13 protein-coding genes are annotated in these 18,342 nt (G+C 64.6%); 11 read left to right on the forward strand and 2 right to left on the reverse strand.

What is annotated here, in order from left to right; all coding sequences use genetic code 11:
- Positions 1 to 235 precede the first annotated feature (235 nt).
- The 10 genes from K3725_RS10185 (at position 236) to mdoH (ending at position 13,676) form a co-directional block, all read left to right on the forward strand.
- Positions 236 to 1,243, forward strand: coding sequence for a GlxA family transcriptional regulator (locus K3725_RS10185; protein WP_260015224.1), 1,008 nt, complete (start codon positions 236 to 238; stop codon positions 1,241 to 1,243).
- Positions 1,244 to 1,437: 194 nt separating this feature from the next.
- Positions 1,438 to 1,776, forward strand: a complete 339-nt coding sequence (locus tag K3725_RS10190) for a metalloregulator ArsR/SmtB family transcription factor (protein WP_260015225.1) — start codon at positions 1,438 to 1,440, stop codon at positions 1,774 to 1,776.
- Positions 1,777 to 1,857: 81 nt separating this feature from the next.
- Positions 1,858 to 3,891, forward strand: coding sequence for a PhoX family phosphatase (locus K3725_RS10195; protein ID WP_260015227.1), 2,034 nt, complete (start codon positions 1,858 to 1,860; stop codon positions 3,889 to 3,891).
- A gap of 85 nt (positions 3,892 to 3,976) precedes the next feature.
- Positions 3,977 to 4,447, forward strand: coding sequence for a DUF302 domain-containing protein (locus K3725_RS10200; RefSeq protein ID WP_260015228.1), 471 nt, complete (start codon positions 3,977 to 3,979; stop codon positions 4,445 to 4,447).
- Positions 4,448 to 4,591: 144 nt separating this feature from the next.
- A complete protein-coding gene (locus K3725_RS10205) occupies positions 4,592 to 6,205 on the forward strand; it encodes a thiamine pyrophosphate-binding protein (protein WP_260015230.1) in 1,614 nt (537 codons plus the stop codon).
- Positions 6,192 to 7,391: a CaiB/BaiF CoA-transferase family protein gene (locus tag K3725_RS10210; RefSeq protein ID WP_260015231.1), complete on the forward strand. Its 1,200-nt coding sequence runs from the start codon at positions 6,192 to 6,194 to the stop codon at positions 7,389 to 7,391. Before K3725_RS10205 ends, K3725_RS10210 begins: the two co-directional genes overlap by 14 nt.
- A gap of 257 nt (positions 7,392 to 7,648) precedes the next feature.
- The gene (locus K3725_RS10215) at positions 7,649 to 9,010 is read left to right on the forward strand and encodes a tetratricopeptide repeat protein (protein ID WP_260015232.1); all 1,362 of its coding nucleotides are present in this window, start codon (positions 7,649 to 7,651) and stop codon (positions 9,008 to 9,010) included.
- 24 nt (positions 9,011 to 9,034) lie between these two features.
- A complete protein-coding gene (locus tag K3725_RS10220) occupies positions 9,035 to 10,297 on the forward strand; it encodes an OpgC family protein (protein WP_260015233.1) in 1,263 nt (420 codons plus the stop codon).
- Positions 10,294 to 11,802 (forward strand): glucan biosynthesis protein, encoded by a 1,509-nt coding sequence (locus K3725_RS10225; RefSeq protein ID WP_260015235.1) that lies wholly within the window; start codon positions 10,294 to 10,296, stop codon positions 11,800 to 11,802. The genes K3725_RS10220 and K3725_RS10225 overlap by 4 nt, the downstream gene beginning before the upstream one ends.
- Entirely contained in the window at positions 11,799 to 13,676 is a 1,878-nt protein-coding gene (gene mdoH / locus K3725_RS10230; RefSeq protein ID WP_260015237.1) for a glucans biosynthesis glucosyltransferase MdoH, read from the forward strand. Before K3725_RS10225 ends, mdoH begins: the two co-directional genes overlap by 4 nt.
- 231 nt (positions 13,677 to 13,907) lie before the next feature.
- Here mdoH and K3725_RS10235 read toward each other — a convergent pair whose 3' ends face one another.
- Together K3725_RS10235 and K3725_RS10240 are read right to left on the reverse strand one after the other, a co-directional pair.
- The gene (locus K3725_RS10235) at positions 13,908 to 14,750 is read right to left on the reverse strand and encodes a PHB depolymerase family esterase (RefSeq protein WP_260015238.1); all 843 of its coding nucleotides are present in this window, start codon (positions 14,748 to 14,750) and stop codon (positions 13,908 to 13,910) included.
- Positions 14,750 to 15,214, reverse strand: a complete 465-nt coding sequence (locus K3725_RS10240) for a rhodanese-like domain-containing protein (RefSeq protein WP_260015239.1) — start codon at positions 15,212 to 15,214, stop codon at positions 14,750 to 14,752. Before K3725_RS10240 ends, K3725_RS10235 begins: the two co-directional genes overlap by 1 nt.
- Positions 15,215 to 15,479: 265 nt before the next feature.
- Between K3725_RS10240 and K3725_RS10245 the strand changes: the two genes are divergently transcribed.
- Positions 15,480 to 18,341: a monovalent cation/H+ antiporter subunit A gene (locus K3725_RS10245; RefSeq protein WP_260015240.1), complete on the forward strand. Its 2,862-nt coding sequence runs from the start codon at positions 15,480 to 15,482 to the stop codon at positions 18,339 to 18,341.
- Position 18,342: the final 1 nt, after the last annotated feature.

Here is an 18,342-nt window from a genome sequence, read left to right on the forward strand (position 1 = left end):
TGTTTATGTCCGGCACCATACCCGACAGTGTGTTACCCGAGTCTTAGTATCGCCCCTTTTGACCTGCAAGAGGCGGCAGGCATTTTCCCGGTGACGCAAACCTGCATCTGGTGTCGCAATCCGCTGGAACGCTGTCGCTATTCTGGGGCTGCCGGCGGCACCAGCGCCTTAGGTAGCAAAATCAAGTCCGAATTCCGCCCGGCGCTTTCACCGGGTGCTGCGCTGGGGTCCCGCCATGTCCGATGACAGCTTCGTTCAGAAAGGCGCCGCTGCCAATCTCGCCATTCCGTTCGAGGGCGAGCCGCTGGATTTCTATTTCCTGCTGCTGCCGAAGGCGACGATGCTGCCGGTGGCCGCCGCCATCGAGCCCCTGCGCATTGCCAACCAGGTGACCGGCACCCGGCTCTATCGCTGGTACATCATGACAGAGGATGGCCAGCCGGTGCGCTGTTCCAACGGCATGGTGGTGACACCGGACACCCAATTGCAGCCGCTGCCCTCGGATTCGATGGGATTTGTCTGCGCCGGGGTTGAACCGCACTCAGCCGCCAGCGAAATCACCCTGAACTGGCTGCGCCGCGAAAGCCGGTTTGGCCGCTCCATCGGCGGCATCTGCACCGGCGCCTTTGCGCTGGCCCAGGCCGGGCTGATCAAGAACCACAAGTTCACCCTGCACTGGGAAAACCAGCCGGGATTCCTGGAAAGCTACCCGAGCCTGGAGCCCTCCCCCAATATCTTTGAGATCTCCGGGCCGCTGATGACCTGCGGCGGCGGCAATGCCGCAACCGACATGATGCTGCATCTGATCGAGGAGCGCCACGGCAAGCAGCTTGCGATCATCGTCGCCGACATGTGCCTGCACGTGCGCTCCGGCGGCCAGGCGGCGCCGCAGAAATCGAACTATGCGGTGGCAATCGGCAGCCGCAACCAGCGCCTGCTGAACGCGCTGCAGCTGATGCAGGAATCGATCGAAGAACCGCTGTCGATCGGCGAGCTGTGCGACCGGCTCGATATCTCCCGACGCCAGCTGGAACGGCTGTTCTCGCGCTATCTGAACCAGAGCCCGATGCACGTCTACTTCGACATGCGCCTCAGCCACGCCTTTGCGCTGATGAATGAAACCTCGATGAGCGTCACCGAAATCGCACTGGCCTCCGGCTTCAACTCCGCCACGCATTTCTCGCGCCAGTTCAAGCGCAAATTCGGCGCCTCGCCGCATTTCTTCCGCAAGGGCTGGAGCTGACGGTATCCACGCCGGATGGACAAGTGCTCATTTCACAAGTACCAAATTGGTAACTTTTCTTTTGGCCGTTCCGGGAAGTTCTGTTAAGCGCTCTTAGATATTCTGATGATATTACGCACGGACCGCGCAATTCCGCTGTCTGCGCGGGTTTCGATAAGGGAGTAAGGCGCCCCGGTGCCACCTGGAGACGCAAGATGCCACTACCCGAGTTTTCAGCTGACATGGATCCGGAACAGAAGGAGCAAATGGTCGCAAACGCTACCAAAGCTTCCAGTTTCCTTAAAGCGATCAGCCACCAGGGGCGGCTGATGATCCTGTGCCATCTGGTCGCTGGCGAAAAATCCGTAACAGAACTCGAGCAACTGCTGTCCGCCCGCCAGGCTGCCGTCTCGCAGCAGCTGTCCCGCTTGCGCCTGGAAGGGCTGGTCATTCCGCGCCGCGACGGCAAGGCGATCTACTACCGTCTGGCAGATGACAAAGCCCGCCGCGTTCTGGAAGTGGTCTACGACATTTTCTGCAACGACGGCGATTGACGCCACCGGGCCGCGCAATACTCTGCTGTCCGGCGAAACCGCGCCAGCCGCCCCGTGCGGCACATCAACCGGAGCGCAGCAATGAACCGCAGGCAGATCATCAATGACCCGCGAACCGGCAACAAGGCGGAAGCCTTTGAAGCCGCGGATGATTTTCCAGCGAACCCAAACCCTCAGCGCACCATCGGAGAGGTAATCGCCACCCGCTACGGCCGCCGCGAAGTGCTGCAATCGCTGCTTGGAACCTCTGCCGCAACGGCCATCTTCGGTTCAGCGGCCCTTTCGGGACCGCGGCAAGCCGCAGCGGCGGTTTCCAGTGTCCAAAGCCGGTATGCATTTGACGAACCCGCCTGGGGCAACGACGAAACCCACCATGTTGCTGCAGGTTACGACGCGGACATCCTTCTGCGCTGGGGTGATCCGGTCACCGCGGACGCGCCGGAATTCGACGTGATGAACCAGAGCGCTGCGGCCCAGTTGCAGCAGTTCGGCTACAACAACGACTACATCGGTTTCCTGCCCCTGACCCCCGAAGGCACCCGCGGGCTTTTGTGCGTGAACCACGAATACACCAACGAAGAGGTGATGTTCCCAGGCCTTGGCCGCCAGGACAGGGCCGGGTTCAATGGCATGACACGGGAACTGGCGGAGATCGAAATGGCTGCCCATGGCGGCTCCGTGGTGGAGATAGCCCGGAACCCGGACGGCAAATGGGCCGTTGTCCGCGACGGCAAGTGGAACCGCCGCATCTCGCCGCTGAACACGGTGATGGCCGTGGATGGCCCTGCAGCCGGCCACTCGCGGCTGCAGACCGGCGCGGATCCAACCGGCCGCGAGGTCATTGGCACCCTCAACAACTGCGCCGGCGGCATGACCCCGTGGGGCACCTGGCTGATGGCAGAGGAAAACTTCCACGGCTATTTCTGGACCGGTCACCAGGATGCAGAAGGCGAGCCGGATCTCGAAGGCCAGCCGGAAGCCGCACAGCTGGCGCGCTACAACGTGCCCGGCATGTGGTACGCTTGGGGCAAGTTTCACGACCGTTTCAACATTGATAAAGAACCCAATGAAGTGAACCGCTTCGGCTGGGTTGTTGAGGTAGATCCGCTGGACCCGGACGCAGTACCGGTTAAGCGCACCGCACTTGGCCGGTTTGCGCATGAGGGCGCGGAAACCACCCTGTCCGCAGACGGGCGCCTGGTGATCTACATGGGCGACGATGCCCGGTTCGAATATCTTTACAAATACGTTTCCAACGGATCAGTTTCGCAGGATCGCGCCGCCAACTCCCGGCTCCTCTCCGACGGGACGCTCTATGCGGCCCGCTTTGACCCGGACGGCACCCTGCACTGGCTGCCGCTGGTCCATGGCCAAGGCCCGCTGACGGCAGACAACGGGTTTGCCAGTCAGGCAGATGTGCTGATTGACGCGCGTCTGGCCGCGGATGCCTTGGGCGCGACCCCAATGGACCGGCCCGAAGACGTCTCGCCCCGCGGTGACGGCACCGCCTTTGTAATGCTGACCAACAACTCCAGACGCAAACCGGCTCAGACCGATGCCGCCAACCCGCGGCCGGAATCAGATTTCGGCCATATCATCGAACTCAAGGAGGACGGCAGCGACCATGCCGCCTACCGCGGCAGCTGGTCCATCCTGGTGCAATGCGGAAACCCTGCGGTGGCCGCTGTCGGTGCGCAATGGAACCCGGAAACCACCGAAAACGGCTGGTTCGGTTCCCCCGACAATTGCACCATCGACACCGAGGGCCGCCTCTGGGTCGCCACCGATCAAGGCCGCAAGTGGGACAAGACAGGCAAATCCGACGGGCTTTACGGCGTGGAGACCGAAGGGGACTTGCGCGGCCATTCCAAACTGTTTTTCCGCTGCCCGGTCGGCGCAGAGCTTTGCGGCCCCTGCTTTACCCCGGACAATGAAACCCTGTTCCTGGCAGTGCAGCACCCCGGCACCGACGGCACCACCAGCCTGCAAGGCTTCGGACGTGCGTCCACCTTCGAGGATCCGGCCACCCGCTGGCCGGATTTCGACCCGGCGATGCCGCCGCGCCCCTCGGTGGTGGTGGTCACCAAACAGGGCGGCGGCAAGATCGCGACCTGATCTGCAGCGGCGCTCCGCACGCAATTGTGAGTGCCGCAGCCGCTTCAACGCTCCTAGGATTGGCACGGACACGCTGGAGAGCCGCATGTATTTCACTCGCCTGACCGCCGCCCTGATCCTATCTGCCGCAACAGCCTCGGCCGGCAGTATTGCCCCGCGCGACGGCTGGGCCGTGCATGAGACCTCCAAACCCTTCGAACAGCTGATTGCGGATGTCAAAGCCGCGGCCAAAGCTCAAGGCCTGGGCGTCGTCACGCAGGCAGGCCCGACCCAGGCCGCCGCCGCGCGCGGCATCACCATCCCCGGCAACCGGGTGATTGGCCTCTTCAACAACGACTTCGCCGTCAAGATCCTTGCCCTGTCGACCGCTGCGATGATCGAGGCCCCCGTGCGCATGTATGTGACTGAGAACGCGGACGGCACCGCCACGCTGTCCTACAAGCTGCCCACGCATGTCTTCGCCCCTTACGCGGATGAGGGCGGAGCAGGCCTGGCAGCTCTGGCCGGACAGCTCGACCGCCGCTTCACGCTGATTGCTGAACAGGCACAAAAGTAGCTTCCGCGTCTTCCTGGTCTCACAGACCCAATTCCCCATTTGCGCCAAAAACCGCCGCAGCATTTCTCACACTGGCGTGAGAGGGCTTGCGCACAAGCGCAGCCTTGGCAATCTGGCGGCAAATCAACGGATTGGACGGACAAGATGACAGAACCCTCACGCGCAGCCGATGTTCTGGCCCGGCGGCTCTATGAGGCAGGCTGCCGCCATGCCTTCGGGATGCCCGGCGGCGAGGTGCTGACCCTGGTGGATGCGCTTACACGCGCGGGCATCGCCTTTCACCTGGCCAAGCATGAAAACTGCGCCGGATTCATGGGCGAAGGCGTGCATCATGCGGACTGCGCGCCGGTCATCCTGGTCGCCACCCTCGGCCCCGGCGCGCTGAACGGCATCAACGTGGTGGCCAACGCCCACCAGGACCGGGTGCCGATGCTGGTGCTGACCGGCTGCGTCGATGCGGCTGAGGAGCAGAGCTACACCCATCAGGTGCTTGACCACCGCGCGGTGTTCACCCCGATCACCAAGGCCACCTTCCGGCTGGACCCGGAGGCTGCGGACCTGATCGCAGACAAGGCGGTGGCCATCGCGACTGAGCCCCGCAACGGGCCGGTGCATATCGACGTGCCGATCTCGGTGGCAGATACGCCGGCCAGGGACCGCGGCATCCGCCGCGCGCCTGCAAGTCCCAGCGCGCCAAGCGGAGAAGCACTGGCGCAGGCGCGTTCCTGGCTGGCGGCAGCCGAACGTCCGGTGGCAGTGATCGGCCTCGATGCGCTGCAAGAGAATGCAGGCTCCGCAGTCCGCGCCTTTGTTGAAAAACACCAGATACCCTTTGTCACCAGCTACAAGGCCAAGGGGATCATCGCCGAAGACCATCCGCTCTGCCTTGGCGGCGCAGGCCTGTCGCCGCTGGCGGACAAACATCTTCTGCCGCTGGTGCAGGAGGCCGATCTGGTGCTCTCCATCGGCTATGACCCGATCGAGATGCGCCCTGGCTGGCGAAATGTCTGGGACGTGGGAACCCAGAACGTCATCGACATCGCGCCGGAGGCCAACACCCATTACATGCATCAGGCAGGCCTCAACTTCCTGACCGCTATCATCCCGACGCTGGAAGCTCTGTCCGAAGGCACCGCCCCGCGCGAAACCTGGACCAATGGCCGCCCGCCGGCGGTGAAGGCCGCGCTGGCTGAAGCTTTCCCGCAGGATGAAGAATGGGGCCCTGCCGGCGTCATCGCTGAATGCCGCGCCACTCTGCCCCCGGAAACCCTCGCCACCGCCGACAGCGGCGCCCACCGCATTCTGCTCAGCCAGATGTGGGCGTGTTCCGAACCGCGTGGGCTGATCCAGTCCTCCGGCCTCTGCACCATGGGCTGCGCCGTGCCGATGGCAATCGGCCGCAAGCTGGCGCAGCCGGACCGCCCGGTGGTCAGCTTCTCGGGTGATGCCGGCTTCCTGATGGTGGCGGGTGAGCTTGCCACCGCCGCAGAACTGGGCGTGGCTCCCATCTTTGTGGTCTTCGCCGACGCCAGCCTCGCCCTGATCGAGCTGAAACAGCGCCAGCGCCAGCTTGCAAATGGCGGCGTCGATTTCGCCGAACACGACTTTGCCGCCATGGGCCGGGCGTTTGGCGGCAACGGTGTCACGGTCACCAGCCGCGCTGAATTGCGCGCAGCCCTGCAAGACGCCTTGAAAGCAGAAAAATTCACCGTCATCTCGGCAGTGATCGACCGCGGAGGCTACGATGGCCGGATCTGATCTTCTCCCCCACGGCGCGCTGAAGGGCGTCAAGGTTCTCGACCTCTCCCGCATTCTGGCAGGCCCGACCTGCACCCAGCTCCTGGGCGACCTCGGCGCCACGGTGATCAAGGTGGAAAACCCCAAGACCGGCGGCGACGACACCCGCCAGTGGGGCCCGCCCTATGTGGTGGACGCGGACGGGCAGCAATCCGACCTCTCCGCCTATTTCATGGCCGCCAACCGCAACAAACGCTCGGTGGCTATTGATATTGCAACGGAAAACGGCCAGCAGGCCATCCGCCGCCTGGCCGCAGAGGCTGATATCCTGATCGAGAACTTCAAACCCGGCGGCCTGGCAAAATACGGACTGGATTACGCCAGCCTCAAGGACGATCTGCCCGGTCTGATCTACTGCTCCATTTCGGGATACGGCCAGACCGGGCCCAACAGCCACAAGCCCGGCTATGACATCATGGCCCAGGGCTTTGGCGGCATCATGTCCCTGACCGGCGAACCTGAGGGCCAGCCGATGAAGGCCGGTGTCGGCATCGCCGATGTGATGTGCGGCATGTATGCCTGCATCGGCATCCTCAGCGCTCTGCACCACCGCGAAAAAACCGGCGAGGGCCAGCAGATCGACCTGGCGCTGGTCGACGCCCAGATCGCCTGGCTGATCAACGAGGGCGTCGCCTATCTGAACACCGGCCAGAATCCCAAGCGCCGCGGCAATGAGCACCCAAGCATCATGCCCTATGGCGTGTATGAAACCGCGGACGGCCATGTGATCCTGGCGGTGGGCAACGACAGCCAGTTCCGCCGCTTCATGGAATTCCTGAAGCTGGAGGGGCTGGCGGAGGATCCCCGCTTTGCCACCAACCCGGCCCGCCTTCAGAACCGCGATGTGCTGAACAGCGTGCTGATCCCTTCGGTGCAGCGGTTCACCACGGATGAGGTTCTGGACGCCATGGAGGCCCGCAAAGTCCCGGCCGGCCCGGTTCAGACCCTGGACACCCTGTTTGCCACGGACCAGGTCGCAGCACGGCAGATGGCCATCGGAATGGACACTGCGGCAGGCCCGGTAAAGCTGCTGGGCAATCCCCTGAACTTCTCGCGCACGCCAGTCACATACCGGCACGCGCCCCCCCAATGCGGCGAAGGCACAGAGGAGATTCTGAGCTCAGAAGCCCCCTTCGGGACAGCCTGACCGCCCAAACCCGCGGCAGCATTCCGCCAAGTGTTACAGATTCCGGCAAAACACCGCCAAACCGGCGGTGTTTTTGCCATTTTCGGCCCCGGTCTCTTGCGGAATTTTTCCTAAAAATCTTACACATCCGGCGAATTTCAAGGCCAAGTGCACACAGCCCATCACCAAACCGCGAGCGGGGTTCGCCCGGACCGTTGCGATGATCTACTCTCCATCGGGACAGGAACCCGCGTTTCATTTGACAAAGATTGGACCCCATGATGCTTGATATTTTCGGCCAGGAGAGCAGCCTGACTGACACCGCCGCACTGCAGGATTGGAACGCCGTGCAGCTGGGGGTTCTGGCCCATGCCGCCGCCACCGCAGATCACCTGGGCGCAGTGCTCAAGGCGTCGCCGGAATTTGCCCTGGCGCATGCCATCAAGGGATTGTCGCTGCTGATGCTGGGGCGCAGCGAGCTGCTGCCCACCGCCCGCGAGGCACTGCGGGACGCCAAGGCTGTCTATGAGGCCGCCCTGCCACGGGAACGGAAATATATTGATGCGCTGGAAAACTGGCTTGCCGGCCGTCCCAGCCTGGCCATCCAGCGGATGGAGGAAGTGCTGGACGTCTTCCCGCAGGACACGCTGGCCATGAAACTCAGCCACGGCATCCGTTTCATCATGGGCGACCCCGCAGGCATGCGTGCTTCCATCGAACGGGTGCTGCCAAGCTATGATCCGGACCACGCCGGCCGCGGCTACCTGCTGGGCTGTCATTCCTTTGCGCTGGAAGAAACCGGCGAATACGAGCGCGCCGCCAATTCCGGCCGCCAGGCGCTGTGGATGGCGCCGGACGATGCCTGGGGCCTGCACGCGGTCGCCCATGTCCACGACATGACCGGCAACGCAGCTGCCGGGCTGGACTGGCTGCATGGCCGCGAGGAGGCCTGGGCGCATTGCAACAACTTCCGTTACCACGTCTGGTGGCACAAGGCGCTGATGCATCTGGACCTGGGCCAGATGGATGAGGCCATCGCGCTCTATGATACAGAGGTGCGCAAGGACAAGACCGACGACTACCGCGACATCTCCAACGCGACCTCGCTGCTGATGCGGCTGGAGCTTGAGGGCGTTGATGTCGGCCCCCGCTGGGAGGAGCTGGCGAATCTCTGTGCCAGCCGGACCGAGGACGGCAGCCTGATTTTTGCCGATCTGCACTACCTCCTGGCCCTGACCGGCCACCGCAAGGAGGACGCGCACAAGCTGGTTCAGCGGATTCACGCCGATGCCAGCGCCGGCGGCAGCGAAGCGAAAGAGCGGATGGCCGCCCCCGGATGCGCGGCCGCGGACGGGCTCGAAGCCTTCGGAGACGGTAATTACAAGGCCGCATTCGCGAATTTATCCACAGCCCGCGCCACTTTGCAGCTGGCCGGCGGCAGCCACGCGCAACGCGATGTTTTCGAACGGATAACTATCGACGCAGGCCTGCGCGCAGGACGTCTTGACGAAGCCGAAGCAATCCTTGATGACCGCCGCGTCAAGCGCGGCGGCTCCGAGGACAATTACGCCCTGGCCCGGCGCGCTCTGATCGCCCAAGGCCGGAACTCCCCCGACCCCAAAAGCGTTCCCGCCGAATAAGACCTTCAAGGACCAAAACAACCCATGTCCAGTGTTGCGCCCTTCCCCGGGCCTCAGAAAGACCCCAGCGCCGCCAACCGCGCAGCCCCGCCGCCACAGGCGGCGCAGCCGCGCGTCCGCGACCCGCGGCTCGACTTCTACCGCGGCATCGCGATGTTCATCATCCTGGTGGCGCATGTCCCGGGCAACCGCTGGGCCAGCTGGATCCCGGCCCGGTTCGGCTTTTCCGACGCAACAGAGATCTTCGTCTTCTGCTCCGGCATGGCCTCGGCCATTGCCTTTGGCAGTTCCTATGCCAAACAAGGCTGGTGGCTGGGCACAGCCCGGGTCGTCTTCCGCTGCTGGCAGGTCTACTGGGCCCACATCGGCCTGTTTTTCTTCCTGGCCGCCTCGATGGCGATGCTTGATCTCTATGGCGGCTTCGACAAGAGCTACATCGGGTCTTTGAACCTGCACTGGTTCTTCACCAACACGGTGCAGCAGCTCACCGGGCTGTTCACCCTCACTTACGTGCCGAACTATTTCGACATCCTGCCGATGTATCTAGTGGTTCTGCTGCTGATGCCGCTGATGATGGGGCTGGAGAAGGCAGGCCTGTGGGCCGTGGCCGCCGCCAGCATCCTGATCTGGCTCACCGCCAACCCCTACATGATCGGCCTGGGTCCGGACGGCATCTCCTTCATGGCGGAACCCTGGTCGGAGCGTGAGTGGTTCTTCAACCCGCTCGGCTGGCAGCTGCTGTTCTTCACCGGCTTTGCCTTCATGAAAGGCTGGCTTCCCGCACCGCCGGTCTCCAAGGCGCTGGTCATTCTGGCCGCCGCATTTGTGATCCTGTCCGCCCCCTTCGGCTCCTGGAAAGTCTTCCTGTGGGTGGAAGCGGCGAACAAGGATCTGGCCAGCCTGATCCGTCCCACCTGGGAAATCACCGCTGAGTGGCGCGAGAAAACAGACTTCGGCCTGCTGCGCTATGCCCATTTCCTGTCACTCGCCTATCTCGGCTGGGTCGCCGCGGGCACCGGCGGCAAACGGCTCATTGCCACCGGCCATTCGTTGGCTGCGCGCATCTGGGCGGTTTTGCTGAAACTGATCACCAAGGTCGGCCAGCAATCGCTTGCAGTGTTTGTTTTTTCGATGGCTCTGGCCCGTTTCATCGGCTTTGCGCTTGACCAGACCGACCGCGCGGTTATGACCACGGCATTCGCCAACCTGGTTGGCTTTTTCCTAATCATTGTCTGCGCTTACACCGCAGCTTGGTTCAAGTCGCAACCTTGGAGAGCCAAGCGATGAGCTTTATTTCCCGCCGCACATTCCTGGCTGCTGCATTGGGCAGCACCGCCCTGGCAGCACTGCCCGGCACGGCCAGTGAAGCCGTGCCGTTCACCCGCGACATCGTAGTTGCCAAGGCCCGCGCCTTGGCCGCCGCGGATTATGCCGAACGCCCCACCGTGCCGAAGGACTGGCTGAATCAGTCCTATGATGATTACAAGGCCCGCTGGTTCCGCACCAAGGATGCGCTTTGGGCCGGGACAGACCGCAGCTACAACGTCGATTTCTTCCTGCCCGGCCTCTATTTCCCGCGGGCCATCCAGATCAACACAGTGGCAAACGGGCTGTCCGCCCGGGTGCCCTTCGATCTGTCGCTGTTCGACAAATCCGACAAGGCTCCGGATCTGACCACCGAAGGCAACCTGGGCTACTCCGGCCTGCGCCTGCGCACCGAGCAGTCCGAACCCGGCAAGAAAACCGAATTCTGCGTGTTCCAGGGCGCCAGCTACTTCCGCGCCATCGGCACTGGCAACGCCTACGGGCAGTCGGCCCGCGGCCTGGCGCTCAAGACCGCCGACCCCGAGGGCGAGGAATTCCCCGAGTTCATCGAATTCTGGCTGGAGGCCCCCGCGCCCGGCCAGCGCCATATGGTCGTCCATGCGCTGATGGACTCCCCCTCCGTGACCGGTGCCTACCGCTTTACCATCACTCCTGGCAGCAGCGCCGTGATGGATGTGGAGGCAACGCTGTTTGCCCGCGAAGAGCTGTCTCACGCCGGCCTCGCGCCGCTCACCTCGATGTTTCTGTTCGACGCCAAGAACCGCCACGCCTTCGACGATTTCCGCCCGGCGGTGCACGACACCGACGGCCTGCTGGTGGTTAATGGCCATGGCGAGACCCTGTGGCGGCCGCTCTCCAACCCGAAGCGCCTGCAGGTGTCGTCCTTCGTTGACGAAAACCCGCGTGGCTTTGGCCTCATGCAACGCGCCCGCAAACTGTCGGACTTCAACGACCTGGAGGCCTTCTACCACAAACGCCCCTGCCTCTGGGTCGAACCCAAGCAGGACTGGGGCAAAGGCGCCGTTACCCTGGTGGAGATTCCGGCGGACAAGGAAATTTACGACAACATCGTCGCCTACTGGCGCCCGCGAGAGCCCTATGCAAAGGGAAGCGAGATCAGGCTCGACTACCGCCTCACCTGGGGCAGCGAACCGTCCCTGCCGCTGCCGCGTGTGCTGTCCACCGCCGAGGGCGCCCGTATTTTCGGCGGGCCGGGCCGGATCATCACCATCGACTTCGATTCGCACCCGCTGCTCGATGGCGATCCGGAGGACCTTGACGTTCACATCCACTCTCCCCATGTGGCCGCCAGCGACGGCGTGCTGCAGCGCAACCCGGAAACGGGCGGCATGCGCCTCGCTTTCTACTTCGATCCCGAAGACCGGGATCACATCGAATTTCGCGCCCAGCTCAGGAGAGACGGCAACCCCGCTTCCGAAGTCTGGCTTTACAGGTGGACCGCATGACCGCGTGTGATCTGATGCCCCCGGAGCAGCCCCTGGCGATGCCGGAACAGGACTTCAGCAAGGACTTTCGTGACGCCGCCGCCCCCGGCGGCGCGGCACCGCGCCAGGTGGCCCTGTGGCGCCTGCTGGCGTTTTCGCCCGCAATGGCCGCAACCGGCGTTCTGACCTGGGTCATGGGCGGCTGGTTCACCGACGGCGGCTTCTCGGTGCTGGAGGTGATCCTGCTGGCGCTGATTGCGTTCAACTTCTTCTGGATCGCCTTCACCGTCTCCACCGTTCTGCTGGGCCTCTACAGCTTGTCGCGCCGCGAGCGCACCGCCACCCGCGGCGCTGCCCGCCCGATGAAGGTGGCGCTCCTGATGCCGGTCTACAACGAGGTGCCCTGGTACGTGCTGGGCAACGCCCAGACCATGCTGCAGGAACTGCACGGCCGCGGCGGCCTGCACGAATACGCGATGTTCATCCTGTCGGACACCCGCGACGACGCGATTGCTGCACAGGAACGCGCCAGCGTCGAGGCGCTGCGCACCATGCTTCCCGCAGGCACAGAGCTTTACTACCGCCGCCGCGATGACAACGAGGGCCGCAAGGTCGGCAACATCTCCGACTGGGTGCGCCGCTGGGGCGCAGGCTATGAGGCGATGCTGGTGCTGGACGCCGACAGCCTGATGACCGGCCGCGCCATCGCCCGGCTGGCCGATGCGCTGGCCCGCGACCCCGGCGCCGGCCTGATCCAGAGCTACCCCCAGCTGATCGGCGCGCAGTCGGTCTTTGGCCGCATGCAGCAGTTTGCCAACGGCGTCTACGGCCTGGCACTTGCCGAAGGCCTGGCCCGCTGGGCAGGCCACGAGGGCAACTACTGGGGCCACAACGCCATCATCCGCACCCGCGCCTTTGCCGCCTGCGCCGGCCTGCCGCTGTTGCGCTCGCGCTTCGGCGGCGGCGGCAAGCTGATCATGAGCCATGACTTCGTCGAGGCAGGCCTGTTGCGGCGCGCGGGATGGTCAGTGCGTTTCCTGCCGCGCATCCGCGGCTCCTATGAGGAAACCCCCGCCACCCTGATCGACCACATCCTGCGCGACCGCCGCTGGTGCCAGGGCAACCTGCAGCACCTGAACCTGCTGCATGCCAAAGGCTTCCGCGCGATCTCCCGCTTCCACCTGTTTGCCGGCGCGATCGGCTATCTGATGGCGCCGGTCTGGTTTGCCCTGCTGGTCCTTTGGGCGGTGATCGGCCGCAGCGAAGAGGCCTCGGTGATCAGCTACTTCAGCGAAGCCAACCCCTTCCGCCCCAGCTGGCCGGACATGTCCGAACCCAAGCACGTGCTGGTGATCATCCTGATCTACGCCATGCTGCTGGCGCCCAAGATGCTGGCGGCAATGGCCCTGCCGCTGACCGGCAGCCGCTTTTCCGAATACGGCGGCCCGGTGCATTTCGCGCTGTCCTTCGTGTCTGAGGTGGTGCTCGCCATCCTCTATGCGCCGATCCTGATGGTGCAGCAGATGATCGCGGTGTTCCGCACCGCCCTTGGCTTGCAACGCGGTTGGGCACCGCAGGCACGCGACGGCGGCAGCTACTCCCTGCGCACCCTTGCGGCGTGCCACGCGCTGGAAACCGTCAGCGGCGTTGCGCTCTGGGCCGGCATCCTGACCGGAACTGTCTCGCTGTGGCTGGCACCGATTGCGCTGTCGCTGGTGCTGGCGGTGCCGCTGTCGGCGCTGTCCGGCGTCAAGACGGTGAACCGCATCCGCCACTGGATGGCCACGCGGGAGGAGTTCACCGAACCCCAGATCACCCGCGCCGCCCGGGCTGCCCGCGCCGATCTCAAGGCCCTGCTGGACGGCTCCACCGCCCGCAGCACCCCGGCAGAGTAGCCGCCGCAAACAGAGCACTCCCGCGCCCGCAGGATGCCCCGGCTGCTGCCGGGCCACCCTTGGCGGCCTTGGGCCAGGCGCCGCGCTGACGCGCGGCGCGGCCGGCGGCAAACGCAACCGCAGCGCGCCCGAATGGGCGCGCTGCCCGGCCCAACGCTTTGACCTGCAAATCTCTGATTTCAGGGCCAAAGGGGCGGGAGCCCGCCTTCCCTGCCTGACGTTCCTTCTGCCTCAGCGCACGGCAGGCTGATCCTCGAACCACTCCGCCATCAGCCCGGCCCAGCCCCTTGGCACCGAATGGCCGCCGTCAAACAGCACCAGCTCAATATCCGCCCCCGGACCGCAGTCCCATCGGCGGCGCATCAGTCCATTGGCGCTCCACGCCCGGTCCGGCGCATGAGAGGCGCAAGCATTGGCCTTCCGCCACACTTCCAGCGCGGCAAAGGCATCGCCCTGCTCGAACCGTCCGCCGCCCAGGATCCGCCCCTCCAGCGGCACCACCTCGTCGCGCCAGCCATGCACCTGCAGCAGCCGCACCGGCCCCTCGCAGCGCTCCGGCTGCGGCCGCCAGAACGCCCCGGACACCGGCGCATAGGCGGCAAAGGCCGCAGGCGTGCGGCAAGCCAGGTAATGCACCATGAAAGCACCTGCCGAAAACCCTGCCAGCACGGTCTGCGACTGCGACGTGCCAAAACGCGCATTGGCATCGGCCAGCACCGCGGCAAAAAATGCCCCCTCGTCACGGCCTTCGTCAAAGGGGCCAAAGCCCCAGTTCTGCGGCCCGGTGCCGTCGCGCTTGCGCCCCTCGGGTGCAATCACCGCATAGCCGCGCCCGGTCAGCCACGCCACCATGTCCCGGTTGCGCAGCACGCTGCTGCCGCTGCCGCCATAACCGTGCAGGAACATCACCACAGGCACGGCACCGTCCCCGGCTTCCCTGTCCGGCAGCACGATGTGGTACTGGCCCGCTTCCACACTGCAGGCCTCCACCCCTTCCCCGCAGCCAGCGGCAGCAACGCTGCCCCACGCCGCCGCCAGCAAAGCCGCCGCAAGGCCCGGAATTGCCCCGTTCATCATCCCTCCCATCTAGCCACCGGCAGGTTGCCTGCAATCCACCCCGGGCCGGCAGCTGACCCCAGCATGCCCTCCGGCACATCAATCACATGGGTATAGCCCGCACCGGCCAGCATCAGCGTCATCCGCGCCGAGCGCACGCCGCGGGCGCAGATCAGCGCCACCGGAACCGAAGGATCCGGTCCCGCAACCGCCTGCAGGGCGGCAATGAAATCCTCCCGCCGCATGTCGATCTGATGGCTGCCCACAGGCACCCCGGACGCCCGCCATTCCTGCGGAGTGCGGATATCAACCAGAAGGATCTCTCCCGCCTGCGCCTGGCCATAGGCCTCAGCCGCGCTCAGCCGCGGATGGCTGTGATCCGGCGGCTGGCGGCGTTGCCACCAGAAACCAAAACCTGCCGCCGCCGCGGTGCCGCCCAGCAGCATCAGCCGCCGGGTGAGCTTCGGGTTCCCGGGATTCATGTCCGCCATCCTGCCTCCGCTGCTGCTCCTGCCCCTCCGGTCTAGCAGGCCGCCAGCCTTTGATCACCAGAAACAGGCAGAATCCGCCGGTCAAGTTCTTGTTATTGCGCGCCTGCTGCCCAATTATGCCCGTAACGAGCGTATTCACTCTGCCTTTGGCTGCGGCATTCCCGCCGCAATCGGGGCGGCAGGGGTGGTTCTGAGCAACAAAATTGCTTAGCACTGGTCCAAAAAACGACGCGCCAACCCGACAGGAGACTTGCACGTGTCCCTTTTCCTGATTGCGGCCCTGCCCTTTATCGGAGCCGTCTTCCCTGCGCTATTGATCCGCGCCGGACGTAATGCGGCGGCCTCCGCTGCCGGGCTGACGACGCTGCTCGCCTTCATCGGCCTGATGCTGCACATCCCCGCCGTGTTCCGCGGCGAGACGGTCTATGCCGCGGTGGACTGGCTGCCGGCACTCGGCCTCAACGCGCATTTCTTCCTTGATGGGCTCGGTTTCCTGTTTGCCGCGATGATCCTCGGCATCGGCCTTCTGATCATCCTCTACGCCCGATACTACCTGTCGCGCGAAGACCCGATGGGCCAGTTCTACAGCTACCTTCTGCTGTTCCAGGGCGCGATGGTGGGCATCGTTCTGTCCGATAACATCCTGCTGCTGCTGGTGTTCTGGGAGCTCACCTCTCTCAGCTCCTTCCTGCTGATCGGTTACTGGAAGCACCTGCCCGAGGGCCGTCAGGGCGCCCGTATGGCGCTGACCGTCACCGGCTCCGGCGGGCTGGCGATGATTGCCGGCATGCTGATGCTGGGCCATATCGCAGGCTCCTATGACCTCAGCGTGATCCTTCAGAACAAGGAAGCGATCCAGTCCTCGGACCTCTACCTGCCCGCGCTGATCCTGATCCTGCTGGGGGCCTTCACCAAATCGGCCCAGTTCCCGTTCCATTTCTGGCTGCCGCACGCGATGGCCGCCCCGACCCCGGTTTCGGCCTATCTCCACTCCGCCACCATGGTGAAGGCCGGGCTGTTCCTGATGGCGCGCCTGTGGCCGGTACTGGCTGGCACGCCGGAGTGGTTCTACATCGTTGCCACCACCGGCCTTGTGACAATGCTGGTGGGCGCGGTGATTGCGCTGTTCAAGGACGACCTCAAGGCGCTGCTGGCGTTCTCCACCGTCAGCCACCTGGGCCTGATCACCATGCTGCTGGGCTTTGGCACCAAGATCGCCGCAGTGGCCGCGGTCTTCCACATCATCAACCATGCCACCTTCAAGGCGGCGCTGTTCATGACCGCGGGCATCGTCGACCATGAGGCCAGAACCCGCGACATCAAGCGCCTGGGCGGCTTGCGCCACCTGATGCCCGTCACCTTTACCATCGGCACGGTGGCGGCGCTGTCGATGGCGGGCATCCCGCCCCTCAATGGCTTCCTCTCCAAAGAAATGATGCTGGAGGAAACCTCCCACACCATCTGGAACGGCTCGCATCTGCTTGTGCCCGCCCTGGCCACAGTGGCGGCGCTGTTCTCGGCAGCCTATTCCTTCCGCTTCATCGCCCATGTCTTTCTTGGCCCAAAGCGCGAGGATTACCCCGCCCACCCGCATGACCCGAACACCGGCATGTGGATCGGCCCGGCCTTCCTGGTTCTGCTGGTGGTGCTGATCGGCCTCGCCTCGGCCAAAATCGCGGGCCCGATGGTCGCCACCGCCGCCGGCGCGGTTATCGGCGGCGGTGAGCTGCCCTATTACTCGCTCAAGCTCTGGCACGGGCTGACCCCGGCGCTGTACATGTCAGTTGCAGCCACCATCGGCGGCCTGACCCTGCTTGCCCTGCACAAGCCCCTGCAGCGGGCCTGGAACGCTCTGCCCCGGCCTGAAGCCAAGACCATTTTCGAGGCGCTGATCGGCGCCTTTACCCGGCTCAGCCAGTTGGTGACTGAAGGGCTGCACAACGGCGTCCTCACCCGCTACGCAGCCATCATGGTCACCTTCACCGTGGCCATCAGCTATTTCGCCTACCGCGGCGGCACCCTGGGCGTTGAAACCCGCCAGATCCAGGACCCGGGCGCGCTGCCGGTTGTCGGCTGGTTCGCGCTGGTGGTGGCAACCCTCTTCATCGTCGCCAAGCACCGCAACCGCCTGCTGTCGCTGGTGCTGATTGGCGTGGTGGGCCTGGTGGTCTCGATGTCCTTCAACTACCTCTCTGCGCCTGACCTGGCGCTGACCCAGATCTCGGTTGAGGTGGTCACCATCATCCTGATGCTGCTGGCCCTCAACTTCATGCCCAAGGAAACCCCGGTCGAGACCCCGGCCCTCACCCGCCTGCGCGACGGCGCGATTGCGGTGGTGGCCGGCCTTGGCGCGGGCGGGCTGATCTATGCGCTTCTGATGCGCGACTTTGCCTTCCCGACCATCTCGGACTTCCACCTCGCCAATTCCTACAAGGGCGGCGGCGGCACCAATGTGGTGAACGTGATCCTGGTCGACTTCCGCGGCTATGACACCTTTGGCGAAATCATCGTGCTGGGCATCGCCGCCATGGTGATCTTTGCCCTGACCGAGGCGGTGCTGGGCTCAAAGGTCCGCGCCTATCTGCTGAACCGCAAGCCCGACCTGCCGCAGGCGGGCGACGCCCACCCGCTGATGATGGTGGTGGCAACCCGGGTGATGATGCCGCTGGCGCTGATGGTGGCGGCCTATATCTTCTTCCGCGGCCACAACCTGCCAGGCGGCGGCTTCATCGCAGGCCTGGTCGCGGCCATCGCCATCATCATGCAATACATGGCCTCTGGCTTTGCCTGGGCGACCGAGCGGCAGCGCTACCCGTACCACGCCATCATCGGCTCCGGCGTGCTGATCGCCGCCGCCACCGGCATGGGCGCCTGGTTCAATGGCAAGCCGTTCCTGACCAGCGATTTCGGCTACCTGCACTGGCCGCCGCTGGAAGAGTTCGAATGGGCCACCGCCGCGCTGTTTGACCTCGGCGTTTTCCTGGCCGTGGTCGGTGCGGTGCTGCTGGCGCTCGAAAGCCTGTCGCGCTTCGCCTGGCAGCCGGGCATGAGCTCTGAGCACGCAATGGACATCAACCCGGCCCGCGACGCAGCGGCCAAGACCGGGACGGAGGGATAAC

Source organism: Leisingera sp. S132 (assembly GCF_025144465.1).
GTDB lineage: Bacteria > Pseudomonadota > Alphaproteobacteria > Rhodobacterales > Rhodobacteraceae > Leisingera.